This is a genomic window from Streptomyces sp. NPDC006309 (genome assembly GCF_040613095.1).
Classification (GTDB): domain Bacteria; phylum Actinomycetota; class Actinomycetes; order Streptomycetales; family Streptomycetaceae; genus Streptomyces.
On record NZ_JBEXRO010000009.1, the window covers coordinates 187,864 to 211,745 of the forward strand.

22 protein-coding genes and 2 pseudogenes are annotated in these 23,882 nt (G+C 71.9%); 12 read left to right on the plus strand and 12 right to left on the minus strand.

Translation table 11 applies throughout. From position 1 onward, the window contains the following. Nucleotides 1-127 precede the first annotated feature (127 nt). Nucleotides 128-502 carry a hypothetical protein gene (locus ABZ117_RS15285; RefSeq protein WP_356820985.1) on the minus strand — a complete coding sequence of 125 codons (375 nt, stop codon included), beginning with the start codon at nt 500-502 and terminating at the stop codon, nt 128-130. Between the two features lie 602 nt (nt 503-1,104). Next, nucleotides 1,105-1,683: pseudogene (locus ABZ117_RS15290) on the minus strand (ATP-binding protein); the annotation flags it as partial. Nucleotides 1,684-1,940: 257 nt separating this feature from the next. On the opposite strand from ABZ117_RS15290, the gene ABZ117_RS15295 reads away from it, so the two are divergent. Together ABZ117_RS15295 and ABZ117_RS15300 are read left to right on the plus strand one after the other, a co-directional pair. Further along, on the plus strand, nt 1,941-2,801 hold the full coding sequence (locus ABZ117_RS15295; protein ID WP_356820908.1) for a helix-turn-helix transcriptional regulator: 861 nt from the start codon (nt 1,941-1,943) through the stop codon (nt 2,799-2,801). Next, a complete protein-coding gene (locus ABZ117_RS15300; protein WP_356820910.1) occupies nt 2,802-3,056 on the plus strand; it encodes a DUF397 domain-containing protein in 255 nt (84 codons plus the stop codon). A gap of 158 nt (nt 3,057-3,214) precedes the next feature. On the opposite strand, the gene ABZ117_RS15305 is transcribed toward ABZ117_RS15300, so the two are convergent. After that, nucleotides 3,215-4,753 carry a PLP-dependent aminotransferase family protein gene (locus ABZ117_RS15305; protein ID WP_356820912.1) on the minus strand — a complete coding sequence of 513 codons (1,539 nt, stop codon included), beginning with the start codon at nt 4,751-4,753 and terminating at the stop codon, nt 3,215-3,217. A gap of 46 nt (nt 4,754-4,799) precedes the next feature. Here ABZ117_RS15305 and ABZ117_RS15310 point away from each other — a divergent pair, with 46 nt between their 5' ends. Continuing rightward, nucleotides 4,800-5,321: a carboxymuconolactone decarboxylase family protein gene (locus ABZ117_RS15310; protein WP_356820914.1), complete on the plus strand. Its 522-nt coding sequence runs from the start codon at nt 4,800-4,802 to the stop codon at nt 5,319-5,321. A gap of 464 nt (nt 5,322-5,785) precedes the next feature. On the opposite strand, the gene ABZ117_RS15315 is transcribed toward ABZ117_RS15310, so the two are convergent. The 3 genes from ABZ117_RS15315 to ABZ117_RS15325 form a co-directional block, all read right to left on the minus strand. Further along, nucleotides 5,786-7,273: a glutamate synthase subunit beta gene (locus tag ABZ117_RS15315; RefSeq protein WP_356820916.1), complete on the minus strand. Its 1,488-nt coding sequence runs from the start codon at nt 7,271-7,273 to the stop codon at nt 5,786-5,788. Between the two features lie 285 nt (nt 7,274-7,558). Continuing rightward, entirely contained in the window at nt 7,559-8,254 is a 696-nt protein-coding gene (locus tag ABZ117_RS15320; RefSeq protein ID WP_356820918.1) for a DUF2293 domain-containing protein, read from the minus strand. A 72-nt stretch (nt 8,255-8,326) separates the two neighbouring features. Further along, nucleotides 8,327-8,449, minus strand: a complete 123-nt coding sequence (locus ABZ117_RS15325; protein WP_356820920.1) for a hypothetical protein — start codon at nt 8,447-8,449, stop codon at nt 8,327-8,329. A 17-nt stretch (nt 8,450-8,466) separates the two neighbouring features. On the opposite strand from ABZ117_RS15325, the gene ABZ117_RS15330 reads away from it, so the two are divergent. Further along, a complete protein-coding gene (locus tag ABZ117_RS15330) occupies nt 8,467-9,099 on the plus strand; it encodes a uridine kinase (RefSeq protein WP_356820922.1) in 633 nt (210 codons plus the stop codon). A gap of 183 nt (nt 9,100-9,282) precedes the next feature. Here ABZ117_RS15330 and corA read toward each other — a convergent pair whose 3' ends face one another. Then, nucleotides 9,283-10,410 carry a magnesium/cobalt transporter CorA gene (gene corA, locus ABZ117_RS15335; RefSeq protein ID WP_356820924.1) on the minus strand — a complete coding sequence of 376 codons (1,128 nt, stop codon included), beginning with the start codon at nt 10,408-10,410 and terminating at the stop codon, nt 9,283-9,285. Nucleotides 10,411-10,583: 173 nt separating this feature from the next. Here corA and ABZ117_RS15340 point away from each other — a divergent pair, with 173 nt between their 5' ends. After that, a complete protein-coding gene (locus tag ABZ117_RS15340) occupies nt 10,584-11,378 on the plus strand; it encodes a methyltransferase domain-containing protein (protein ID WP_356820926.1) in 795 nt (264 codons plus the stop codon). Between the two features lie 125 nt (nt 11,379-11,503). Here ABZ117_RS15340 and ABZ117_RS15345 read toward each other — a convergent pair whose 3' ends face one another. Then, nucleotides 11,504-12,427 carry a PfkB family carbohydrate kinase gene (locus tag ABZ117_RS15345; RefSeq protein WP_356820928.1) on the minus strand — a complete coding sequence of 308 codons (924 nt, stop codon included), beginning with the start codon at nt 12,425-12,427 and terminating at the stop codon, nt 11,504-11,506. Next, nucleotides 12,424-13,332, minus strand: a complete 909-nt coding sequence (locus ABZ117_RS15350) for a pseudouridine-5'-phosphate glycosidase (RefSeq protein WP_356820930.1) — start codon at nt 13,330-13,332, stop codon at nt 12,424-12,426. The genes ABZ117_RS15345 and ABZ117_RS15350 overlap by 4 nt, the downstream gene beginning before the upstream one ends. Nucleotides 13,333-13,431: 99 nt before the next feature. Here ABZ117_RS15350 and ABZ117_RS15355 point away from each other — a divergent pair, with 99 nt between their 5' ends. Beyond that, nucleotides 13,432-13,863: a VOC family protein gene (locus ABZ117_RS15355; RefSeq protein WP_356820932.1), complete on the plus strand. Its 432-nt coding sequence runs from the start codon at nt 13,432-13,434 to the stop codon at nt 13,861-13,863. An 18-nt stretch (nt 13,864-13,881) separates the two neighbouring features. Here ABZ117_RS15355 and ABZ117_RS15360 read toward each other — a convergent pair whose 3' ends face one another. Further along, complete coding sequence (locus tag ABZ117_RS15360) at nt 13,882-14,436, minus strand: methylated-DNA--[protein]-cysteine S-methyltransferase (protein WP_356820934.1); 555 nt, start codon at nt 14,434-14,436, stop codon at nt 13,882-13,884. Nucleotides 14,437-14,477: 41 nt separating this feature from the next. Continuing rightward, complete coding sequence (locus ABZ117_RS15365; protein WP_356820936.1) at nt 14,478-15,350, minus strand: glycerophosphodiester phosphodiesterase family protein; 873 nt, start codon at nt 15,348-15,350, stop codon at nt 14,478-14,480. Nucleotides 15,351-15,627: 277 nt separating this feature from the next. Between ABZ117_RS15365 and ABZ117_RS15370 the strand changes: the two genes are divergently transcribed. The 6 genes and pseudogenes from ABZ117_RS15370 to ABZ117_RS15395 all read left to right on the plus strand — a co-directional run bounded on the left by ABZ117_RS15370 (nt 15,628) and on the right by ABZ117_RS15395 (nt 22,307). Next, nucleotides 15,628-16,494 (plus strand): MHYT domain-containing protein, encoded by an 867-nt coding sequence (locus ABZ117_RS15370; RefSeq protein WP_356820938.1) that lies wholly within the window; start codon nt 15,628-15,630, stop codon nt 16,492-16,494. Nucleotides 16,495-16,534: 40 nt separating this feature from the next. Further along, the gene (uvrB, locus tag ABZ117_RS15375; protein WP_356820940.1) at nt 16,535-18,682 is read left to right on the plus strand and encodes an excinuclease ABC subunit UvrB; all 2,148 of its coding nucleotides are present in this window, start codon (nt 16,535-16,537) and stop codon (nt 18,680-18,682) included. 161 nt (nt 18,683-18,843) lie between these two features. Further along, complete coding sequence (locus ABZ117_RS15380) at nt 18,844-19,422, plus strand: TerD family protein (RefSeq protein ID WP_356820942.1); 579 nt, start codon at nt 18,844-18,846, stop codon at nt 19,420-19,422. Nucleotides 19,423-19,465: 43 nt separating this feature from the next. Continuing rightward, nucleotides 19,466-19,753: pseudogene (locus ABZ117_RS15385) on the plus strand (export associated protein); the annotation flags it as partial. A 302-nt stretch (nt 19,754-20,055) separates the two neighbouring features. Next, a complete protein-coding gene (locus tag ABZ117_RS15390; protein WP_356820944.1) occupies nt 20,056-21,054 on the plus strand; it encodes a TerC family protein in 999 nt (332 codons plus the stop codon). A 152-nt stretch (nt 21,055-21,206) separates the two neighbouring features. Next, complete coding sequence (locus ABZ117_RS15395; RefSeq protein WP_356820946.1) at nt 21,207-22,307, plus strand: ionic transporter y4hA; 1,101 nt, start codon at nt 21,207-21,209, stop codon at nt 22,305-22,307. A gap of 92 nt (nt 22,308-22,399) precedes the next feature. Here ABZ117_RS15395 and ABZ117_RS15400 read toward each other — a convergent pair whose 3' ends face one another. Then, entirely contained in the window at nt 22,400-23,683 is a 1,284-nt protein-coding gene (locus ABZ117_RS15400) for an MFS transporter (RefSeq protein WP_356820987.1), read from the minus strand. Nucleotides 23,684-23,882 lie beyond the last annotated feature (199 nt).

The following is a 23,882-nucleotide window of genomic DNA, read 5'->3' on the forward strand; positions in this document are numbered from 1 at the left end:
CGGAACGGCCACTATCGCGGCCGGCGCACCGACTGGGCAGGGCGCGGACCGACGTACGGGGGGGCGCGGCGGGGGCACGGGAATACGGTGCGTGGGACGACGCTGGTGGCGCACACCGGCGCCGCGGTTACGCCGGTACGACCCGCGACCAGTCCGGGGCCGTACCCGTCACCCGGCACAGCGCCAGATAGAGCGGGATCGGCGGGGTGTACGGAACCGTACCCTCCGGCCGGTGGATGAGCCTGGCGGTGCCGTTGATCAGGGCGCCGGTGGCGTAGTGCGCCGGGTACGGCCACGGCAGGGCGTAGTCGGAGTCCGACGGGACGATCCACCACCAGTGGGAACCGTCGGTGTACACGCACCCCAGCCGCGGCAGCAGGGGCACGACGAGCGGACCGAGACGGTCGGGGACGGCTACCGCGTCACAGCCGAGCGGGACCGTCATGCCGTCCGGCAGCTGTAGCCGGCGTACCGGATCCACGGCCGGCCGGTGACGCTGCATGCGCACCAGGGAGTCCAGACCGACGGTGACCTCGTGGCCCGCACCGGTGCCGGCGGACCGGCCGGAGCCGCCGAGCGCACCGAGGCCGGTCACGCTCGCTCCCCGCGGCGGTACTGGCCGGGGGTGTGGTGCAGGGGCTGGCCGGGTGCCGCGTACCGGTGCTGATCCGGATGCTTGCCCGGCCGGTGCTGCTGGTCCGCGCTCACGTGCTGATGCCCGTCCGCCGCCGGGTGCCGGTGCTGGTCGGCCGCGCGGTGCAACGGCTGACCTGCGGCGGGATGCCGATGCTGCTCCGGCATCCCCGGACGGTGCGGCTGCGACGCTCCGAGAGCTAGCTGCTCCGGTATCCCCGGACGGTGCGGCTGCGACGCTCCGAGAGCTAGCTGCTCCGGTATCCCCGGACGGTGCTGTTCCGGCACTCCCGGAGCGAACTGCTCCACCATCCCGCGCCCGTGCGGCTGCCCCTCCGGCTGCTGCTCCGACACTCCCGGACCGGGCTGCTCCGGCACCCCTTGCCGGTGCGGCTGCGACTGCCCCTCCCGGTGCTGTTCCGGCTCTCCCTGCCGGTGCCGCTCCGGCCCGTGCCCGTCGGCCTCGGCCTGCTGGTCGTCGCCGGAGTCGTCCGGGCGGCCCGGCTTGGGGCGGGCGCCCCAGCCGAGGTCGCCGCGCGGCTCGGCGGTGTCGTGGGCCGTGTCGGTCCGGTGGGTCAGCTCGGCCCAGACCAGCAGTCCGGGGCCGTGCCCCTGGGCCCCCCAGGCCCGGCACAGCGCGTCGACGAGAAGCAACCCCCTCCCGTGCTCCTCGTCGGGCCGCTGCGCGGACGGGTGGGGTTCACCAGGGGCACAGCCCTCGTCGTGCACGGCTATGCGCACCATGTCGCCGTGCTCGTGCAACTCACACACGACCCGGCTGCTGGCGGTGTGCACAACCGCGTTCGTGACCAGCTCCGACATGACCAGGGCCGCGTCGTCGCAGGTGTCCGCGCACACCGACCACCCCGACAACCGGGCGTGCGTCAGGCGTCTCGCCCGGGCGACGGAACCCGGATGGGCGGCCAGCTCGAAGCGGAACCTGCGCTCGGCGGCGCCCCCCTGAAGGGGTGCCCCCGTCGCGGCACCGAGACCGGAGCGGTCTGCGGCGGCGTCTGTTCCTAAAGGCGCGGACGGAATCACGCCTGTCACTATCGCCCTGCCGCGGACACTTGGCAAGTGTCACTCTGAAAATTGCAGAGTGCTGTATGACTCGGTCAGAGGTCGTGGCACACTGCTCGCAACAGCACCAAGAGCGGCGCCAATTGAGGTCGTCGGAGAACCGGTCCGGTCTTCGAATGTACTTTCGAATGGCGCCGTAGGGCTGTCAGGAAACTTTCGGTGGAGCTTTCGGGAGCTCCGGAAGCCCGTAGCCCTGGAGTTCCGGAGCCTTCGGTGGAGGTGGCAGCGTGAGCGAACCGCGGTCCGCGCCGACCGTGGGCCAGGTGGTCCTCGGCCGGCGCCTCCTGGACCTGCGGGAACGCGCCGGTATGAAACGCGAGGAGGCCGCCCGCGTCCTCCGCGTCGCCCCCGCCACCGTCCGCCGCATGGAGACGGCCGAGGTCAGCCTGAAGATCCCCTACCTGCAACTGCTGCTGAAGGCCTACGGCGTCCCCGACGACGAGGCCGACGCCTTCGTACAGCTGGCCGAGGAGGCCAACAGACCCGGCTGGTGGCAGCGGTTCCACGACATCCTGCCGGGCTGGTTCTCGATGTACGTCAGCCTGGAGGGTGCGGCCGCCCTCATCCGCTCCTACGATCCGCACTTCGTCCCCGGCCTGCTCCAGACGGAGGACTACGCGCGCGCGGTGCTGGAATCCGGTGCCGTGGGCCAGACGAGCCCGGACGACATGGAGCGGCACGTCGCGCTGCGCATGCGACGCCAGGAACTGCTCACCCGTGCCGACGCCCCCCGTTTCTGGGCGGTGATGGACGAGACGGTCCTGCGCCGCCCGGTCGGCGGCCCGGAGGTGATGCGCGCGCAGATCGACAAGTTGCTCGAGGCCACGAAGCTGCCCCATGTGACGCTCCAGGTCGCCCCGTTCGCCAACGGGCCGCATCCGGGCACGTACGGGCCCTTCGTGCTGTTCCGGTTCGCCATGCCGGAACTGCCCGACATGGTCTACAGCGAGTACCTGACCGGCGCCGTCTACCTGGACGCCCGCACCGAGGTGGCGACCCACCTGGAGGTCATGGACCGCATGGCGGCGCAGGCCGCCACGGCACGACGCACGAAGGAGATCCTCCGGGATCTCCGCAAGGAGCTGTGAATGGACCGCATCAAGCCGCGCGGACGCGTCTACAACGGGATGCCCGCGCGGGAGCTGGGCAGCGAGGGGTGGCACAAGCCGTGGAGCGGCGGTAACGGCGGCAACTGCCTGGAGGCGATGAAGCTGGCCGACGGCCGGGTCGCGGTACGCCAGTCCACCGACCCGGACGGGCCCGCGCTGATCTACACGACGGACGAGATAACCGCGTTCATCGAGGGTGCCAAGGCGGGGGCGGCCGACTTCCTGCTGTCCTGATCCCGTCGCACGGCCTCCTCCGGTGAGGCGCCCACGTTGCCACCGCCCCTCTACCGCGCAAGACGACCGACCAGGCAACCCCGCACCTCCGACGCCGACGGCGCCGCCGACGGGACTCGGTGGCGGCTCGGGGGCACCCGGTGTCCCCGCCCCGGACGTCATCCCCGCGGCAGCACCCCGCACAGCGCCTCCAGCGCCGCACCGTAGGCGTGTTCGGCGGGAGCCGCGTACCCCACCACCAGCCCCTCGCCCATGGTCATATCCCTCTGCGCGTCCGGGTGCCGGAAACCGGCGAGGCCGTCGAGGGCGATGCCCTGCCGAGCGGCGGCGATCACCGTGGGTCCCTCCGTACCGGGCGGCAGCCGCAGCACCGCGTGCAGCCCGGCCGCGATACCGGTCACCTCGATGTGCGGCGCGTGCGCGGCTAGCGCGGCGACGAGCCGGTCCCGCCGGCGCCGGTACCTCTGCCGCATCCGCCGCACATGACGGTCGTACGACCCACCGGCGACGAAGTCCGCGAGGGCGAGCTGGTCCGGCGCGCTCGCCCACCCCTCCCGCTCGCCCTTCGCCGCCAGCACCGGCTCCACACAGCGCCGGGGCAGAACCATCCAGCCCAGCCGCAGCGCAGGTGACAGGCTCTTGCTGACCGAGCCGATGTAGATCACCCGTTCCGGATCGAGGCCCTGGAGCGCACCGACGGGCCTGCGGTCGTAGCGGAACTCGCCGTCGTAGTCGTCCTCCAGCACCACCGCGTCCCGCGCGCGTGCCCAGTCGATCACCGCTGCCCGGCGTTCGGGGTGCAGCGGGCCGCCGGTCGGGAACTGGTGCGCGGGCGTGAGCAGCACGGCCCGCTCCCGTCCGAGCGTCTCGACCCGTGCCCCGTCCGCGTCCAGCGGCAGCGGTACGGTGCGCACGCCGGCCGCCGCGAGCAGACCCCGGTGGAAGTCCAGCCCGTATGCCTCCACGCCGAGCGGCCCGCGCAGCACGCCACCGGCACCCGGCCTGCCGGGCCGGCTGCCGGGCCTGGAAAGGCCGCCAGGTCCGTCCGGGCCGTCCGGGGTGCCCGGCCTGTTCCCGGCGAACAGCAGCCGAAGGGCATGCCCGAAGCCCGAGCAGATCACGATCCGGTCCGGTTCGGTGCGCACCCCCCGCGCGCGAGCCAGGTATTCCGTCAGCGCCTCCCGCAGCTCCCGGCGCCCGGCGGGGTCACCCGGCCCGAACGCCTCGCTCGGCGCCCCCAGCAGCGCCCGGCGGTAGGAGGCCGCCCAGGCCGCACGCGGGAAGGCCGACGCATCCGGCGCGCCCTGCCGCAGGTCGTGCCGTGGCCCACGCGCGTGTGAAGGTGTCTCCTCGGTCGCGTGGGCCACGGCGTGTCGCTGCGGCTCGGCGCTCTCGTGCCGGCCGGAACGCGCCGAGGCCACACCCCTGGCGACCCTGGTCCCGGAACCCTGCCGGGCGGTCAGCCAGCCCTCGGCCACCAGTTCCGCGTACGCGTCGGCCACCGTGTTACGGGCCACGCCCAGGTCCGCGGCGAGCGAGCGGTACGGCGGCAGCCGCGTCCCCGGAGCCAGCCGCCCGCTGCGCACGGCGTCCCGCAGCGCCCGCGTGAGCGCTGCCCGCCGGCCGCCCGGCCCCGACAGCTCCAGATGCAGGTCGACACCGATGCGCCGGGCGGAATTGACCCATGATTCCGTCATGCAAATGCACCTTACCGTCGGTCTTTAGGGCCCATAGGTTGAACACATGACGACGCACACGACCGCCACTCCCGCACCCGCACCCGCCACCGAGACCGCCGCCGCCGGGACCCCCCGCCCCCGCCTGAACCTCGCGAAGACCGCGCCCAAGGTCTTCCGCGCCCTCGTCGGCTTCGACGCCGCCGCCCGGGAAGGCCTCGACCCGTCCCTCGTCGAACTGATCCAGGTCCGCGCCTCGCACCTCAACCACTGCGCCTACTGCCTGCACATGCACACCAACGACGCCCGCAAGGCCGGCGAGAGCGAGGACCGGCTGCACATGACCGCCGTCTGGCGCGAGGCCCGTCACTTCTTCACCCCGAGGGAACAGGCCGCTCTCGCACTGACGGACGCGGTGACCCGGATCGCCGGCGGAGGCGTCCCCGACACCGTCTACGCCGAGGCCGCCGCCCACTTCGACGACCAGGAACTGGGCCACGTCCTCGCCCTAATCCTCACGATCAACACGTGGAACCGGGTGGCCCTGGCGACGGGCAAGGTGGCGGGCAGCGACGAACGCGTCGGCTAGTGCCTGTCGTTCGGCCCATGCCGCGGACGGCGGGACCGGCACGCGCGTCCACGGCGTCGTCGTCGGTCGACGACTCCGCCACGTTCCTCCACGCTCGGCCGCGCTCGCGCGGGGCACCCCCGCCTCGCAGTCACACGCACCGGACCCCGCTCAACCCCGCTGGCAGGCACCGCCGACACCCCGCGCCCCTGTCCGCACGAGACCCCGGCCGGCCCGGCCCGCCCCGTCCCGCCGGAGAGCCGGTGCCGCTCGCTCCGAGCACGCCGGCCCCCGGACCGCCGCCTCCGGGAGGGGCGCCTCCGGGGTACTCCGCACCGGCTTGCACGCCCCTCGAGAGCGCGAGCCGCATCGACCGCCGCGACGGCGCTGGACCACTCCCGCACGACGCGGCCCGTCCCGCACCGGCCGGAACCGCCGGTGCGCCACTCCGCCGCGGGTGTGCCGCTCGGCCGCCGAACGCCGCCTCAGACCACCATCGGCCGGTCGGTGGGTGCTATCGGCGCCGGAAGCCGTGAACGGCCCGTCAGATAACGGTCGACGGCCGCCGCGACCGCCCGTCCCTCCGCGATCGCCCACACGATGAGCGACTGTCCGCGCGCCGCGTCACCGGCTGCGAACACCCCGGGAACCCGGGTCGCGAAGCCGTCGTCCCGGGCGATCGTGCCGCGCGGCTCCAGTGCCAGCCCCAGCTGCTCGATGAGCCCGTCCTCCCGGTCCGGCCCGGTGAATCCGAGGGCGAGCAGCACGAGGTCGGCGGGGAGCGTCCGCTCGGTGTCCGGCACCGCGAGCCGCCGTTCGTCGACCTCCACCAGACGCAGCGACCGCACCCGCCCCCTCTCGTCCCCGGTGAAGCGGAGCGTGGACGCCGCGAACAACCGGGCGTCCGCGTCCGCCGCCGGCGCCGTACGCAGGTCCCGCGCCTCCTCGTGCGCGCCCGACAGCCGGTAGGTCTTCGGGTACGTCGGCCACGGCTCGGTGTCCTCGTCGCGCTCGGCACCCGGCTGGGCGTAGATGTCCAGCTGGGTCACGGACGCGGCCCCCTCCCGCACCGCGGTGCCCAGGCAGTCCGCCCCGGTGTCCCCGCCACCGACGATCACGACATGCCTGCCGGAGGCCGACAGCGGCGAGACCTCCAGATCCCCCTCACACACCCGGTTGGCCAGCGGCAGATACTCCATCGCCTGGTGTATCCCGTTCAACTCCCGGCCCGGTACGGAAAGTTCCCGCCACGCCGTCGCACCCGTGGCGATCACCACCGCGTCGTACCGGGTCCGCAGCTCCGCCGCCGGAACATCCCGCCCGACCACCGTCGACGTACGGAATCTCGTCCCCTCGGCCCGCATCTGCTCGATCCGCCGCTCCAGATGCAGCTTCTCCATCTTGAACGCGGGGATGCCGTACCGCATCAGTCCACCGATCCGGTCATCCTTCTCGTACACCGCCACCGTGTGCCCGGCCCGGGTCAGCTGTTGTGCCGCCGCCAGCCCCGTGGGCCCGGAGCCGATGACGGCGACCGTCTTCCCGGACAGCCGCTCGGGCGGCCGGGCCGGGGTGAAACCCTCCTCCCACGCCCGGTCCGCGATCGCGCACTCGACGTTCTTGATCGTGACGGCCGGCTGGTTGATCGCCAGCACACACCCCGCCTCGCACGGTGCCGGGCACAACCGCCCGGTGAACTCGGGGAAGTTGTTCGTGGAGTGCAGCCGGTCACTCGCGTCCCGCCAGTCCTCCCGGGACACCAGGTCGTTCCACTCGGGGATGAGGTTCCCCAGCGGACAGGCGTGGTGGCAGAACGGGACGCCGCAGTCCATGCAGCGGTCGGCCTGCTTGCTGATGATGGGCAGCAGCGCTCCCGGGACGTACACCTCGTCCCAGTCCCGCACCCGCTCCTCGACGGGCCGCCGCGGCCACTCCTGGCGCGGCGTGGTCATGAACCCCTTGGGATCGGCCATGGGCGTCTTCCTCGCGTACGGGGCACCGAAGGCACCGGATGTACGACGGGCCGTGCCTCGGCAGGCGCTGCTCTTCCGGCCACGATACGTCCGCACCGGCCACCCCGCAGAGTGGCGGACAGGGCTTTCTGCCGGGTTTTTCTCGGCACGCGACCAGCCGGTGGCAGAGCATCGGCATCACATCCCTCTTCCGACAGCCCGTCGGCCGGTGGCCGGCCCCGCGACCGGTGCCGGCCACGGCCGGAGGGCACCCTTTCCACCCTGCGGCAGAACCCTCCTGCCTCCTCAGCCGGTGTCCTCCCCGGCCTCCCGCCACGCCCGCAGCACGTTCTCCACCGACGGGGCGATCCGGCGTCGTGCCTCGTACCGCGCCACTCCGCTCATCAGCAGCTGGTCGTACGGCGTGTCACCATGCCGCACGGCCGCCACCACCGCCGATATCACCGCCCCCTCGGACAGCACGCGCCCAGCCGCGCTGCGTCCGACCCGCCCGCTGCCCCGCACCGACGCATGGGCCGCGATCGCCCGGGCCCGCTCGCCCGGGCAACCGGGGAACAGCCGGAGGATCTCGGCTGTGAACGCCGCGGCGAACCGCTGGTCCTTCACCGCCCTGCCCCGCGCGTCCCGGGCCCGCCTCCGGCGCCGCGCCTCCGCGTCCGCCAGACAACGGGCCTCGGCCCGGTCCAGCGCCGCCGGCTCCACGAGCAGGCCCTGGCGTTCGTAGCGGCTCCTGCGGCGGTTGTACCGCACCACGACCGCCGACAGCGAACTCTCCTCCCGCGCGCGGCGGGTGAGCGCCGTGTCACCGCGCGGCAGGAACACCAGGTGCCCCAGGTCGGCGCAGTCCAGGCACCGCGGTGCTGCTTCCTCCAGCACCAGCAGCGACAGCGGACCGCGCCGGCAGCCGGCGCACCGCTTCCGTTTCAGCGGCTGGACGACGACCAGCCTGCCGGGGGAGTGGGAGGTCGCGGGAAACGCCATACGCGGTACGTTCCCTCCCACCGCCCGCGCCTCCCGCACGGGCCTTCCCCTTCTTCCCCCCTCCTTCCGGTTTCACGGCTTCTTCTCGTCCTTCAGGCGGCCCTGTCGCCCCTCCAGGCGGGCGGTCGCGGGGAGTCCGTACCCGCCCGAGCGGTACCGCTCGACGCCGGCGCCCTCACCGGTCTCCGGAGGCACCCGGCATCATGGGCTCTGTGCGACTCGAAGCGATCAGCTGGGACCGGCTCGCCGAGCTGCTCGCCGACCGGCTGGCCGGCCTGGAGCCGGCCGACGGAGGGGCCTGGCCGCGGGTCGGCTTCGACGGCGCCCCGGCCGCCCGGCCCGGCGACCTCGCCGAACGCGTCGGGGAGGCGCTGCGGCTGCGCGGCCGGCCCTCGCTCGTGGTCGGCGCCGAGGGTTTCCTGCGGCCTGCCTCGCTGCGGCTGGAGCACGGGCGGCGGGACGCGGAGTCGTACTACAGCGGATGGTTCGACACGGGCGCCCTGTGGCGGGAGGTCTTCGGCCCGCTGGATCCCGGAGGCAGCGGGCGGATCCTGCCCGACCTGTGGGACCCCGTCACCGACCGGGCCACCCGCAGCCCGTACGTCCACCTTCCGCCCCGCGCGATCCTGCTGCTCCACGGTCCCCTTCTGCTACGCCACTGGTTCCCTTTCGACCTGTCCGTGCACCTCCTCCTCTCCCCGGGCGCCCTGCGCCGCCGCACTCCCGAGAACGACCACTGGACCCTCCCCGCCTTCGCGCGCTACGAGGCCGAGACCGATCCGGCCGGGACGGCGGACGTCCTCGTACGCACCGACGACCCACGCCATCCCGCCTGGAGCGCCTGATCCGGACGCGCGACCATCGGGACCGGGACCGGGCCCGCCCGCCCCGCCGAGGTGGCCGCCCGGTCGGCGTACGCGGCCGGTCGGCGTACGCGCCCAGGCAAGGACCCGCACAGGCGAGGTACCTGCACAGGCGACGGACCCGTCCTGACTGCGCGTCCCGCCACGACGCCGGCGCCCCGCCGTCTAGAGCCAGCCGTTGCGCCGGAAGCCCCGGTGCAGCGCCAGACACACCGCCGCCATCACGCCCATGACCAGCGGATAGCCGAACCGCCAGTGCAGCTCCGGCATGTGCTGGAAGTTCATGCCGTACACCCCGCACACCATTGTCGGTACGGCGACCACCGCGGCCCAGGCGGTGATCTTTCGCATGTCCTCGTTCTGCGCGACGGTCACCTGCGCGAGATGCGCCTGGAGGATGGAGTTGAGCAGTTCGTCGAACGCGGCGATCTGCTCCTTCGCCCGTATCAGATGGTCGAACACATCCCGGAAGTACGCCTGTATCTCCGGGGCGACGACCCGGATGGGCCGCGTGGCCAGATCCTCCACCGGGCGGCCCAACGGCGCCACCGCACGCTTCAGCTCCAGCAGTTCACGCTTCATCTGGTAGATGCGGCCCGGATCGAGGCAGGCGCCGTTCGCCGAGAACACCTCCGCCTCCACCTGGTCGATGTCGGCCTGCACCGCGTCCGTGACGTTCAGATAGTCGTCGACGACATGGTCGGCGATCGCGTGCAGCACCGCCGCCGGCCCCTTGACGAGCTGATCCGGGTTCGCCTCCAGCTCCTCACGGAGCGGGCCCAGTGAACCGTGCCGGCCGTGCCGTACCGTGATGACGAAGTCCTCGCCGACGAACAGCATGATCTCGCCCGTGTCCACCACCTCGCTGGTCGCCGTCAGCTGCTCGTGCTCCACGTAGCAGACGGTTTTGAACACCGCGAAGAGGGTGTCCCCGTAATGCTCCAGCTTGGGACGCTGATGGGCCTCGACCGCGTCCTCCACCGCCAGCGGATGCAGGGCGAACAGCTCGGCCACACCCGCGAACTCACGTTCCGTCGGCTCGTGCAGCCCCAGCCAGACGAAGCCCTCGCCGCTCTTGCGGACCAGCCGCACCGCGTCCTCCAGGTCGCCGCATCCGGGCACGCGCACGCCGTCCTGATACGTCACGCAGTTGACCACCGACGAACCCAGCGGCGATCTGGCGGGATGACTCAGGTCCACGCGCGGCCGGCGCCGGGCCAGCCGCGCCACCTTGCGCAGGCCGCCGACCCTGTCCAGTCCCGCGACCTTCCGCAGGTTCCCTGCCATCGACATCTGGGTCTCCTCGCGTGGATCTCCGCGCAGCGCTTCCGTGTCCTTGCCCGGCAAGTCTGCCAGTCCCGGACACAGCGTGAGGAAGCCTGTGGAAACGCAAAGTTCCGCTTGTGCCCGCCTGTGGACAGAGGTCGGTCGGACCGGACAAACCGGGTGACTGGGATGATCGCGGCATGACCCGACCCGACGGATACCTCCTGGACAACCAGCAGAACGAGGCAGGCGAGCGCTTCGACGCCTTCGCCACCCTCTTCGATCCCACGACCTTCCGGCATCTCGAAGAACTCGGTGTCCGGTCCGGCTGGCGCTGCTGGGAAGTCGGCGCCGGCGGCACCTCCGTCGTGTCCTGGCTCGCCGGGAGAGTCGGCCCGGCCGGTCAGGTCGTCGCCACCGACATCGACACCTCCCGGCTCACCGCCGCGGCCCGTCCACCGGTGGAGGTCCACGTCCACGACGTGGGCGCCGACGGACCCCCGGGGGAGGGCTTCGACCTGGTCCACGCCCGGCTGGTCCTCGTCCATGTCCCGGACCGGGACCGGGCGTTGCGCTCCATGATCGAGGCTCTGCGGCCCGGCGGGCGACTACTGGTCGAGGACGCCGACCCCGCCCTCCAGCCCCTGATCTGCCCCGACGAACACGGCCCCGAGCAACGGCTCGCCAACCGGCTGCGCCAGGGCTTCCGCAAGCTGCTCGCCGACCGCGGCGCCGACCTGTCGTACGGCCGCAGACTCCCGCGGTTGCTCCGGGAGGCCGGGCTGCACGACGTGGAGGCCGACGCGCACTTCCCCGTGACCTCACCCGCCTGCACCGCCCTGGAGACCGCTACGGTCCGTCAGATCCGCGCCCGGCTGGTCGCCGCCGGACTGGCCACCGACGAGGAGATCGACCAGCACCTGGCCAACGTCGAGGCGGGCGGCATGGACCTGGCCACCGCGCCGATGATCTCGGCGTGGGGCCGCAAGGCATAGCTCCGTTTCCCGGACTCCCCCGCGCGCACGACGAGGCAGCGGGGCCGGCCGCCCCCGGGTCCATTCCGCCGCCGGCGCCGCCGAAGGCCTTCGCGGAAGTCAGCCGCCGAAGGCCTTCGCGGGAGTCAGTCGACGCGCCCGGGCCGCGGTGGTCTGCCGCCCACCCGTTCCACCGCCTCCGCGCCCGCCCGGCAGCCCGACGCCGCCGCCTCCTCCGGTGTCGCGCCCGCGAGCAGCGCGGCGAGGAACGCGCCCGTGAAGGCGTCGCCGGCGCCCGTGGTGTCCCGAGGCGCCGCGGGCACGGCCGGGACCCGCACCGGTACGGCACCGGACCGGGCCACCAGCGCCCCGTCCGGGCCCGCCTTGGCCACCACCAGCGGCACGAGACGGCTCAACCGGGCCGCCGCGTCCACCGGGTCCGGCACCCCGGTCAGCAGGCACGCCTCGTCCCTGCTGGGCAGCAGCAGGTCCAGCCCCTCCGCGAACGCCGGGAAACGGTCCACTCCCAGCTCCATCAGGAAGCCGGCCGACGCCGGGTCCAGGCTGACCGGCACCCTGCGCGCGCGTGCCGCGGTGATGGCCCTCCGCGTCAGTGCCCGGCTCGGCTCGGTGAACAGCAGATAGCCCGACAGATGCAGCCGGGCCACGCCGTCGAGCAGGGTGTCCGACCAGTCGGCGGGGCCGAGCCGCAGAGAGGCCCCGCTGTCCGTCAGGAACGTCCGCTCGGCCGCCGCGTCCGTGTCGACCAGGCAGATCACCGTCCCGGTCGCCGCCTGCGGATCCACCACCAGCCGGGGCCGCACCCCGGCCGCCACCAGCTCCCGCTCGTGCCACGCGGCGGCGTCGGCGCCCACCCGCCCCAGCAGCCGTACGTCCGCGCAACCCGCGTGGGCGGCCCAGCAGGCCACGTTGGCGCCCGCACCACCCGGCAGGGTCCGGATCACGGCCGCCGTGTCGGTGCCGGCCGCGAGCGGTCCCCGATGCCGGGCCACCACGTCGGTGACCACGTCCCCGACGACCAGCAGCGCCCCGTTCCGCTCCGCGGTCACCCCCTGGTCCACGCCGTGGCGATCCGCGCCGCCAGCCGTACGTTGCCGCGCACCGCCGCCAGGTTGGCGCTGAGCGAGGCTCCGTCCGTGTGACGGACCAGGTGGTCCAGCAGGAACGGGGTCACCGCCTGCCCGGTGACACCGCGCTCGGCGCAGGCGCGCAGCGCGTCGGAGAGCACGCGCGCGTGCAGGCCGGGATCGAGTTGTTCCGCCTCGGGGACGGGGTTCGCGACGATGAGCGCGGACTGAGGCGCGTCCAGGGCGTCCTGGGCGCGCATGACGGCGGCGACCTGCTCCGGGCTGTCCAGCGTCCAGTCGACCGGATGCCCCGAGTCCGACAGGTAGAAGCCGGGAAACCGGTCCGTGCCGAACCCGGCGACGGCCACGCCCAGCGTCTCCAGCCGCTGTAGCGTCGCCGGCACGTCCAGGATCGACTTCACACCCGCGCACACCACCGTGATCCGGGTCCGCGCCAGCAGCCCCAGGTCGGCGGACTCGTCCTGGGTCAGCGTCCACTCCCGGTGCACACCGCCCAGCCCACCCGTGGCGAACACCCGGATCCCCGCCAGCGCGGCCAGCTGTGCCGTCGCCGACACGGTCGTCGCCCCGCTCGCCCCCGCGGCGACGGCGAGCGGCAGGTCACGGTGGCCCAGCTTGCGGATGCCGTCCTCGTTCGCGACCCGCTCCAGCTGCCGCTCGTCCAGGCCGACCCGGGGCTGCCCGTCGAGCACGGCGACGGTCGCCGGCACGGCATCCTGCCGCCGCACCGCCTCCTCCAGCTCCCGGGCGACCTCCAGGTTGCGCGGACGGGGCAGGCCGTGCGCGATGATGGTGGACTCCAGGGCCACCACCGGGCGCCGCGCGTCGATCGCCTCCCGCACTTCTTCCGACACCACCAGCACCATGTGCCCGCCTCCAGTCCGTCGGTCCCTCCTCATCCCTGGCGGGCGCCGCCAGCGGATAAACGCTTGCGGCCTGTGGGGGACACCACCAGCCTGGGCCGCATGACGAACAACACCACGCGTCTCGACCACGTCGTCCTGTGGGTGACCGATCCCGCCGCGGCAGCCGGCTTCTACGAGACGGCCGTCGGCCTGGAGCCGATCAGGCTCACCGAGTTCACCGAGGGAAAGGCGGCCTTTCCTTCCGTACGTGTCAACGAGGAGACCATCCTCGACCTCGCCCCGCGCACCTTCGCCGCACGCATGAGGATGCTGCCCGGCTCGGCCGACAGCGCGGGCCACCCCGTCAACCACGTCTGCCTGTCCCTGCCGGCCGACGCCTTCGACACCCTGCGCGCCCGCCTCGAGGAACACCGAGTCCCCGTGTCGGACATCGACCACGGCCTGTCCGGCGCCCGCGGCGACGCCACCCGCAGCTTCTACTTCCGCGACCCCGACGGCAACATATTCGAGGCCCGGCACTACGACGACTAGCCGTGCGTCCGGGGGCGGTCAGAACAGCGGCTCGGGCAGCACGCCCTCCAGGGCGAGCAACTTCCGCTTCGTCTCCAGACCGCCCCCGAAACCGCCGATGCCACCGCCGCTCTCCACCACTCGGTGGCACGGCACGACCACCGGCAGCGGATTGGCGCCCATCGCGGCGCCGACCGCCTGCGCACCGCCGGGCTGCCCGACCCGCCCCGCCAGATCGCCGTACCCGACCACGGTGCCGTACGGCACTCCGGACGCCAGTGCGCGCAGCACCTGCCGGTTGAACCCAGATATCAGCGACCAGTCCAGCGGCAGGTCGAAGGCGTGCCGCTCACCCGCCAGGTAGGCCCGCACCTGGTGTATGGCCTCCGCCAGCAAGGGCGCGTCCGGATCCTCCACGGGCTCGCGGCCCAGCCGGACGGCAAGCCGCTCCAGTGCCCGCAGGCGCACGGCGTCCGACGCGTGGAAGACGACGTTCACCAGGCCGTCACCGGTCGCGGCCAGCATCAGCGGGCCGATGTCCGTGCCCATGACGGCCCACACGAGTCGCTGCTCATCCCGCCCATGGCTGTCCATGCGCCCACCGTACGACCCACCACTGACAACGCCCGTCCCGTTCAGTCCGAGGACAGTGCCGCCCGCACCACGTCGGGCTTGTTGCTGATGACCCCGTCGACGCCGTAGCCGGCGACCCGGCGCGCGGTGGCCGCGTCGTTCACCGTCCAGGCGAACAGCCCGAGCGGCCTGCCGTGCGGCCCGTCGACGGTGTGCGCGGCCGAGACGTAGCCCGGGGACAGCGAGTCGTACGAGGGATTCACGAGGTCGGCGAAGTCCGCGAACCTGGGCAGATCCGACACGGTGGGCGTCCCCAGGTAGGCGGTGGTGACCGCGGGCTTCAGCTCGTGGACGGTCCGCACGCTCTCCGCGCTGAAGCTCTGCACGATCAGCCGCCCCAGATGCCGGTCGTCCAGCCAGCCCTCATTGGCGAGGAGCTTGAGGGTCTGCTGTTCGAGACCCGGATACAGCTCCGGGTTCTTGATCTCCAGGAGCAGCTTCTCGTGGTTGTGCTCCAGCCGCCGCATGTACTCCGCCAGCGTCGGCACGCGCGTGCCCGCGTACGCGGGGGAGAACCAGCTGCCCGCGTCCAGCCGGGCGATCTCGGCGGCGGTGAAGTCCTTCACCTTCCACGGCGCGCGGCCGGGGAAGACCTGCTCGACGTTCGTCGTGCGTTCCAGGCTGTCGTCGTGGAGGACGATCAGCACACCGTCCTTGGTGCGCTGGACGTCGTTCTCGACCCAGCAGAAGCCCAGCTCGGCGGCCTTGTCGATCGCGGCCAGGGTGTTCTCGGGGGCGTAGGCGGAGGCGCCCCTATGGGCGATCACCATGGGTGGGCCGTCCTCGCCCGCCCGGGCGTCGGAGGTGGGGCTCAGCAGGACCGCCACCGTCCCCAGGACCGTGGCGACGGTGGCGGCGACCACGCGCGCGTACATGCGTACTCCTCGCGTCGAGCGAATACCGACAGCACCAGACTGACAGCACAGGGTCAACGGCACCCGGGCGCACGATGACCACAGGCCGAACGGGGATCTCCGCGACCGCTCACCGGTGCCGCACAAGTGCGGCAACGCCGTGTTTCTTTGGTCCAAAATCGTTCGACCATTCCGGTGGGGGTCATACTCTCTGCGACAACCCTGACCGCCGCGCGGTCCTGGGACGGGGACGCATTCAGGACATTCCGGGACGTAAGAAGGCGGAAGGGCAGCCGCGATGCAAGGCACGGTCGACGGATTCAGCTACGGGGCGGTTACCCCGTTGGCGGCCTACCTGATGGCCTGCCTCGGTGGTGCCCTCGGCCTGCGCTGCACCACCAGATCCCTGCTGGTCACGCACTCCAGGCGGCCCGCCTGGCTGGCCCTCGGCTCGGCCGCGATCGGTTCCGGCATATGGACCATGCACTTCGTGGCCATGATGGGCTTCTCCATCCACGGGGCGCCGATCCACTACGACGGGGCGATGACCTACGCGAGTCTCGCTCTCGCCATCGTCATGGTCGGTGTCGGGATCTTCATCGTCGGCTACCGGGGCGCCACCGGTACCCCGCTCTTCACCGGCGGCACGATCACCGGTCTGGGCGTCGCCTCCATGCACTACCTCGGCATGGCGGGCGTCCGCTTCAACGGCCGGTTCACCTACAACACCTTCACCGTCGCCGCCTCCGTCGTCATAGCGGTCGTCGCCGCCACCGCCGCCCTGTGGGCCGCCGGCCGCGTCCGGGGCTTCCTGTGGAGCGTGGGCGCGAGCCTGGTCATGGGACTCGCGGTCAGCGGCATGCACTACACCGGGATGGCCGCTCTGGGCGTTCACCTCGACGCTGTCTCCCACGCGACCGCGGGCGCGCCCGAGGCGTCCGTGCTCGCGCCGATGCTGATCGGCCCGCTCGCCTTCCTGCTCCTCGCGGGCGTCGTCGTGATCTTCGATCCGCTGATGGTCACCGGCCGCCCCGACTGGACGCCCGTCGAGGACAAGCCGGGCGTGCCGGCCGCCGCCGTCGCCTCCCACACCGACCGCCGGCCCGCCCTCCACGGGGGACACCGGCCCGAGCACCACGGTCACCGCACCCCGCAGAACCGCTGACCGGGGCCCGTTGTCAGTGGGGGGTCGTACGGTGGATGACATGCGGCCCGTTTCCCACATCGAACGCACGGTGGCGCCTTTCGAGGTCGTCAGCTCCTACCAGCCCAGCGGCGACCAGCCGGCGGCCATCGCCGACCTGGCCAAGCGCATCGAGGCCGGTGAGAAGGACGTCGTCCTCCTGGGCGCGACCGGCACCGGCAAGTCCGCCACCACCGCGTGGATGATCGAGAAGCTTCAGCGCCCCACGCTCGTGATGGCGCCGAACAAGACACTCGCCGCCCAGCTCGCCAACGAATTCCGCGAGCTGCTCCCGAACAACGCCGTCGAGTACTTCGTCTCGTACTACGACTACTACCAGCCCGAGGCCTACGTCCCCCAGTCGGACACCTACATCGAGAAGGACTCCTCCATCAACGAGGAGGTCGAGCGCCTGCGCCACTCGGCCACCAACTCGCTGCTCACCCGCCGTGACGTCATCGTGGTCGCGTCGGTGTCCTGCATCTACGGCCTCGGTACGCCGCAGGAGTACGTGGACCGCATGGTCCCGCTCAGGGTCGGCGACGAGGTCGACCGGGACGAGCTGCTGCGCTGTTTCGTCGACATCCAGTACACCCGCAACGACATGGCCTTCACCCGCGGCACCTTCCGGGTGCGCGGCGACACCATCGAGATCTTCCCGGTCTACGAGGAGCTGGCCGTCCGCATCGAGATGTTCGGTGACGAGATCGAGGCGCTGTCCACGCTCCACCCGCTCACCGGCGAGATCATCAGCGAGGACCAGCACCTGTACGTCTTCCCCGCCTCCCACTACGTCGCCGGACCCGAGCGCATGGAGCGGGCCGTCAACGACATCGAGAAGGAGCTGGGGGAGCGCCTCGCCGAGATGGAGAAGCAGGGCAAGCTCCTGGAGGCCCAGCGCCTGCGGATGCGCACCACGTACGACCTCGAGATGCTCCGCCAGATCGGCACCTGCTCCGGCGTGGAGAACTACTCGATGCACTTCGACGGCCGCCTGCCCGGCTCCCCGCCCAACACCCTGCTGGACTACTTCCCGGACGACTTCCTGCTCGTCATCGACGAGTCGCACGTCACCGTCCCGCAGATCGGCGCGATGTACGAGGGCGACGCGTCCCGTAAGCGCACCCTCGTGGACCACGGCTTCCGCCTGCCCTCGGCCCTGGACAACCGTCCCCTGAAGTGGGAGGAGTTCCAGGAGCGCGTCGGTCAGACCGTCTATCTGTCGGCCACCCCGGGAGCCTACGAGCTGTCCCGCTCGGACGGTGTCGTGGAGCAGATCATCCGCCCCACCGGCCTGGTCGACCCGGAGGTCGTGGTCAAGCCCACCGAGGGCCAGATCGACGACCTGGTGCACGAGATCCGCAAGCGCACCGACAAGGACGAGCGGGTCCTCGTCACCACGCTGACCAAGAAGATGGCCGAGGACCTCACCGACTACTTCCTGGAACTCGGTATCCAGGTCCGCTATCTGCACAGCGACGTCGACACCCTGCGCCGCGTCGAACTGCTGCGCGAGCTGCGCTCCGGTGAGTACGACGTCCTGGTCGGCATCAACCTGCTCCGTGAAGGCCTCGACCTGCCCGAGGTGTCCCTCGTGGCGATCCTGGACGCCGACAAGGAGGGCTTCCTCCGCTCGGGCACCTCACTGATCCAGACCATCGGCCGCGCCGCACGAAACGTCTCCGGCCAGGTCCACATGTACGCCGACAAGATCACCCCGGCGATGGAGAAGGCCATCGACGAGACGAACCGCCGCCGGGAGAAGCAGGTCGCCTACAACAAGGCCCGAGGCATCGACCCGCAGCCGCTGCGGAAGAAGATCAACGACATCGTCGCGCAGATCGCCCGCGAAGAGGTCGACACCGAACAGCTCCTCGGCTCCGGTTACCGCGCGGCGAAGGACGGCAAGGCCGCCAAGGCGCCCGTCCCGTCGCTCGGGGACAAGGCGGCCAAGGGCGCGAAGGCCGGCAAGAACGCCAAGGCCGCGAAGGGCAGGACGGTCCCGACGGACCGGCCCGCGGCCGAACTCGCCGGACAGATCGAAGAGATGACCGAACGGATGCGCGCCGCCGCCGCGGAGCTCCAGTTCGAGATCGCGGCCCGGCTGCGTGACGAGGTCTCCGAGATGAAGAAGGAGCTGCGCCAGATGCGGGAGGCAGGCCTCGCCTGACCTCCGCCACCGCGCCGGACCCCGCTCCCCGTGCCAAGTGTTGCAACACCGACACAAAGCGCGGTTCGGGGTTCGGCGCCGTCGCCGCCGCTGCGTAGGGTCTTGACAACCGCGTGGCACTTCGGCGCGGCAACAGGGGACTGTCGAGAGGGGAATCAGCCGTGTCCGTGAACTTGTCCAAGGGTCAGGCCATCAGCCTGGAGAAGCAGGACGGGGGCACCCTGACCGCGGTCCGTATGGGCCTCGGCTGGCAGGCGGCGAAACGGCGCGGCCTGTTCGGCTCCCGCACCCGCGACATCGACCTGGACGCCTCGGCGGTCCTCTTCGCCGGCGGTGAACCCATGGACGTCGTCTTCTTCCGCCACCTGGTGAGCGACGACGGTTCGGTGCGCCACACCGGCGACAACCGCGTCGGCGGCGCCGGTCAGGGCGGGGACGACGAGGCGATCCTGGTGGACCTCCAGCGCGTCCCGGTCCACGTCGACCAGATCGTCTTCACCGTGAACTCCTTCACAGGCCAGACCTTCCAGGAGGTGCAGAACGCCTTCTGCCGTCTCGTGGACGAGACCAACGGCCAGGAACTCGCCCGCTACACCCTGGCCGGCGGGGGCGACTACACCGCCCAGATCATGGCCAAGGTGCACCGCGCCGGCGCCGGCTGGACGATGACCGCCATCGGCGCCCCGGCCAGCGGCCGCACCTTCCAGGACCTGATGCCGGCGATCCTGCCCCACCTGTAGGACCGGCCGGCCACCGCGGGCACGGCACGCGGGACACCACGTGCCGCTGACGCGGTCGGGAGCCCTGGCGGCGCCGCCCGCGGCCGGGGCGGCGGGGGTCACACGAGTGCTGGAGCACCTCGCCCGGCGCGTCGACCTGGTCGAGATGGCAGTGCGTGCCGGCGCGGCCGGGGCGCTGCCGTCCGATGTCGGCACCGGGCAGCAACTTCTGATCGTCCACGACTTCCCGCACGGGCTCGACGACCGGGCGGTGACCCGGCTGCGTTGTCTCGCCGACGAGGGGCCGGCCGCCGGCGTGCACCTCCTGCTGGTCGCGGACCGGGAGGACGCCGCCGGATCCCGGCCGGCAGCCGGATTCTGCCGGAGGTGCTCGCAGGAGTGGCCAGAGCCGCCCTGCCCAAGTACGAGTAAAGCCTCGTGAGCAGGTCTTTTAGAGAATTCTTTACATTTCTCTTTACCTCCCCTTGGTCATTGGGATACTGTCTCTTGTGCGGAGGGGAGTACTCCCTGACTGCGGCGCACCCGTCAATACGGACCGGTTCCGGTCCCGGGACGCCGGCCCATCGTGGGTGGAAGAGACCTCCGGCAGCGACGACGCTGACGTATTTGCCGTGACGTAATGCCGGAGGTGCAGTGCAAGTCACCCTGACCCTGTGGGTCCTCACCATCGTGGGCCTCGCCGCCCTGATCGCCGTCGACTTCTTCATCGGCCGCAAGCCCCATGAGGTGTCGGTCAAGGAAGCGGGTGTCTGGACCGTCGTCTGGATCACCCTGGCCGGACTGTTCGGCCTCGGCCTCCTCGTGTTCGGCGGCGGGCGACCGGCCGGCGAGTTCTTCGCGGGCTTCATCACCGAGAAGTCGCTGAGCGTCGACAACCTTTTCGTCTTCGTCCTGATCATGGCGAAGTTCGCGGTGCCCACCCGGTACCAACAGCGCGTCCTGCTCGTCGGCGTCCTCATAGCCCTGGTCCTGCGGGCCGTCTTCATCGCCGCGGGAGCCGCGATCCTCGGCAGCTTCTCCTGGGTGTTCTACCTCTTCGGCGCCTTCCTGATCTGGACCGCCTGGAAGCTCGTCCAGGAGGCCCGGGCGGACCAGGAGGACGAGGAGTTCGAGGAGAACAAGCTGCTGAAGGCCGCGGAGCGCAGGTTCGGCGTGGCCGACCGGTACCACGGCACGAAGCTGTGGATCCGGCAGAACGGCAAGCGCGTCATGACCCCGATGCTGGTCGTGATGCTCGCCATCGGCACCACCGACGTGCTGTTCGCCCTGGACTCCATCCCCGCGATCTTCGGCCTGACCCAGGACCCGTACATCGTCTTCACCGCCAACGCCTTCGCCCTGATGGGACTGCGCCAGCTGTACTTCCTCATCGGCGGACTGCTCAGGAAGCTGGTCCACCTGTCGTACGGACTGTCGATCATCCTCGGCTTCATCGGGATCAAACTGGTGCTGCACGCCCTGCACGAGTCCGGCGTGCACGTGCCGGAGATCAGCATTCCGGTCTCGCTCGGCGTGATCTGCGCCGTCCTCGCCGTCACCACGATCACGAGCCTGATGGCCTCGCGGAAGCAGGCGGCCGTGGAAGCGGCACACGTGGGCGAAGGCACTCCGAGGGAGAACGCCGACGCCTGACCGCGCTGACGGCCCTGTGGGGCCCCGATCCCGCCCGGTGATCCGGCCGGTGCGGCACCCGGCCGCGCCGGTACCGGGCCCGCACCGGAAGGGACGAGAGGATCCGAAAAGAACGGAATGCGAATCCTGTAAGCCTCTGCGAGCATCGCCGCATGACCACTCGGCTGCGGTCGCTCACCCGGCATTGGACGATCCTCGTGCCGGTGCTCGCGATCGTCCTGCTGGTCCTCACCTGGGGCCGGCACCTGCCCGGCGCGGTCGTCGCCCTGGCGACCGTCGTTCTCGCCGGCGCCGTCCTGGCGGCCGTGCACCACGCCGAGGTGGTCGCCCACCGGGTGGGCGAACCCTTCGGTTCGCTGGTGCTCGCCATCGCCGTCACGATCATCGAGGTGGCCCTGATCGTCACCCTCATGGCCGACGGCGGTGCCAAGAGTTCCACCCTGGCCCGGGACACCGTCTTCGCCGCCGTGATGATCACCTGCAACGGCATCGTCGGGATCTGTCTGCTCGTCGCCTCCCTGCGGCACGGCACGGCGGTCTTCAACCCCGAGGGCACGGGTGCGGCACTGGCCACCGTGGCGACGCTCGCCACGCTCAGCCTGGTGCTGCCGACGTTCACGACCAGCAAACCCGGACCGGAGTTCTCCACGGTCCAGCTGACGTTCGCGGCGCTGTCGTCACTGATCCTGTACGGCCTGTTCGTGACCACCCAGACCGTGCGCCACCGCGACTACTTCCTGCCCATCACCCGTCAGGGCGAGGTCATCACCGGGGAGGACCACGCGGGCCCTCCGTCCGCACGCACCGCCTGGACCAGCCTCGCCCTGCTCGGGCTGGCGCTGGTCGGCGTGGTGGGCCTGGCGAAGGGCGTGTCGCCCACCATCGAGTCGGGTGTGGCGGCGGCGGGCCTGCCGCCCGCCGTCGTCGGTGTGATCATCGCCCTGCTCGTCCTGCTGCCCGAGACCATCGCCGCCCTGCGCTCCGCCCGCCGCGACCGGGTGCAGACCAGCCTCAATCTGGCGCTCGGCTCCGCGATGGCCAGCATCGGCCTGACCATCCCGGCCGTGGCGCTCGCCTCGGTCTGGCTGTCCGGGCCGCTCGTCCTCGGCCTCGGCGCGACCCACATGCTGCTGTTGCTGCTGACCGTGGTCGTCAGTTCCCTGACGGTGGTGCCGGGCCGGGCCACGCCCCTCCAGGGCGGCGTGCATCTGGTGCTGTTCGCGGCCTACCTGGAGCTGGCGATCAACCCATGAGCCCGTGCCATCACCCGTAGCCCAGCATCTCCCCTGGCCCGTCGGCGCCCGGCCCACCACCTCTCGCCCGCCGGCACCCGCAGCGCGTCCGGTCAGCCCGTCACGGGCTTCGTCACCGGTTCCGCCACCGCCACGGGCACCGGCCGCGTCTCCGGCAGCAGCGCGAAGCACGCCAGGCTGAGCAGGGCCATGCCGCTCAGATACGCGCCCACCCCCCAGGGAACACGCCCGCCCCGCTCGGCGAGCGTCGTGGCCACGAGGGGGGTGAGCGCGCCGCCGAGCACCCCGCCGAGGTTGTAGCCCACGGCGGCGCCCGTGCAGCGCACCCGCGGCTCGTAGAGTTCCGGCAAGTAGGCGGCGATCACCGCGAACATGGTGATGAAGGCGAGCAGGGCGCCCAGGATGCCCAGGAACATCAGCAGCGGCTCGCCGGTCGCCAGCAGTGCGACCATCGGGAACATCCACAGCGCGCTGGCCGCACACCCGGTCAGACACATCGGCCGGCGCCCGTAGCGGTCACCGAGCAGTGCCGCGAGCGGTGTGAGCGCGCCCATCACGAGCACCGCGGCCATGACACACGTCAGCATGACCGTGCGGCTCACACCGAGCCGTTCCGTGGCGTAGGCCAGCGACCAGGTCGTCACCGTGTAGAACACCGCGTACCCGGCGGCCAGCGCCCCGGCCGTCAGCAGCACCAGCCGCCCGTGGTGCCGTAGGAGCTCGATGAGCGGCACGCGCGCGTGGTCGTCGATCTCCAGGAACCGCGGGCTCTCCGTGAGCGACGAACGCAGCCACAGACCGGCCAGCGCCAGCGCGCCGGCCGCCCAGAACGGCACACGCCACCCCCACCGCGCGAACTCCGCGGCGGACAGCGTCGCCGACAGCGCGAGCACGATGCCGTTGGCCAGTACGAAGCCGAGGGCCGGCCCCACCTGCGGGAAACTCGACCACAGGGCGCGCCGTCCGGCGGGCGCGTGCTCGGCGGTCAGCAGCACCGCCCCGCCCCACTCCCCGCCGAGCCCCAGGCCCTGGAGGAAGCGCAGGACGAGCAGCAGCACGGGTGCGGCGACCCCGATGGCCCCGTACGACGGCACACAGCCGACGGCGACCGTCGAGGCGCCGGTGAGCAGCAGGGAGACGACCAGCACGGGCCGCCGTCCGCGCCGGTCCCCGAGGTGCCCGAAGACCACCGCCCCCAGTGGCCGGGCCACGAAGCCGATCCCGAACGTCCCGAACGCCGCCAGCGTCCCCGCGGCCGGGGAGAACGTCGGGAAGAACAGTGGTCCCAGGACCAGTGCGGCGGCGGTGCCGTAGACGAAGAAGTCGTAGAACTCGATCGCCGTCCCGGCGAGTGAGGCGGCGGCGAGCCGCGGCATGGACGGTGTGCTGACGCGGCGTACCTCGTGCATACCGCGTCAACCGCCTGGAACGATCAGGAGTCACGGGGCGTGCGGAAGCACCGCGCGGAGCCGGGGCACGCGCCGTGGTGACCGGCGCGCAGGGCTCCCCGTCCGCTCCGGCCACCGTGATAGACCGGGTGCGAGCAGCGGTCGTCGACGCACCGCCCCGAACGGA

Bases quoted from the DNA above. Each gene is read 5' to 3' on its own strand.
- corA (WP_356820924.1), bottom strand. From the start codon at position 10,410: ATGTCGATGGCAGGGAACCTGCGGAAGGTCGCGGGACTGGACAGGGTC.
- ABZ117_RS15400 (WP_356820987.1), bottom strand. From the start codon at position 23,683: ATGCCGCGGCTCGCCGCCGCCTCACTCGCCGGGACGGCGATCGAGTTC.
- ABZ117_RS15370 (WP_356820938.1), top strand. From the start codon at position 15,628: ATGCAAGGCACGGTCGACGGATTCAGCTACGGGGCGGTTACCCCGTTG.
- ABZ117_RS15320 (WP_356820918.1), bottom strand. From the start codon at position 8,254: ATGGCGTTTCCCGCGACCTCCCACTCCCCCGGCAGGCTGGTCGTCGTC.
- ABZ117_RS15360 (WP_356820934.1), bottom strand. From the start codon at position 14,436: ATGGACAGCCATGGGCGGGATGAGCAGCGACTCGTGTGGGCCGTCATG.
- ABZ117_RS15340 (WP_356820926.1), top strand. From the start codon at position 10,584: ATGACCCGACCCGACGGATACCTCCTGGACAACCAGCAGAACGAGGCA.
- ABZ117_RS15310 (WP_356820914.1), top strand. From the start codon at position 4,800: ATGACGACGCACACGACCGCCACTCCCGCACCCGCACCCGCCACCGAG.
- ABZ117_RS15365 (WP_356820936.1), bottom strand. From the start codon at position 15,350: ATGTACGCGCGCGTGGTCGCCGCCACCGTCGCCACGGTCCTGGGGACG.
- ABZ117_RS15300 (WP_356820910.1), top strand. From the start codon at position 2,802: ATGGACCGCATCAAGCCGCGCGGACGCGTCTACAACGGGATGCCCGCG.
- ABZ117_RS15315 (WP_356820916.1), bottom strand. From the start codon at position 7,273: ATGGCCGATCCCAAGGGGTTCATGACCACGCCGCGCCAGGAGTGGCCG.
- ABZ117_RS15355 (WP_356820932.1), top strand. From the start codon at position 13,432: ATGACGAACAACACCACGCGTCTCGACCACGTCGTCCTGTGGGTGACC.
- ABZ117_RS15395 (WP_356820946.1), top strand. From the start codon at position 21,207: ATGACCACTCGGCTGCGGTCGCTCACCCGGCATTGGACGATCCTCGTG.
- ABZ117_RS15285 (WP_356820985.1), bottom strand. From the start codon at position 502: ATGCAGCGTCACCGGCCGGCCGTGGATCCGGTACGCCGGCTACAGCTG.
- ABZ117_RS15305 (WP_356820912.1), bottom strand. From the start codon at position 4,753: ATGACGGAATCATGGGTCAATTCCGCCCGGCGCATCGGTGTCGACCTG.
- ABZ117_RS15350 (WP_356820930.1), bottom strand. From the start codon at position 13,332: ATGGTGCTGGTGGTGTCGGAAGAAGTGCGGGAGGCGATCGACGCGCGG.
- uvrB (WP_356820940.1), top strand. From the start codon at position 16,535: ATGCGGCCCGTTTCCCACATCGAACGCACGGTGGCGCCTTTCGAGGTC.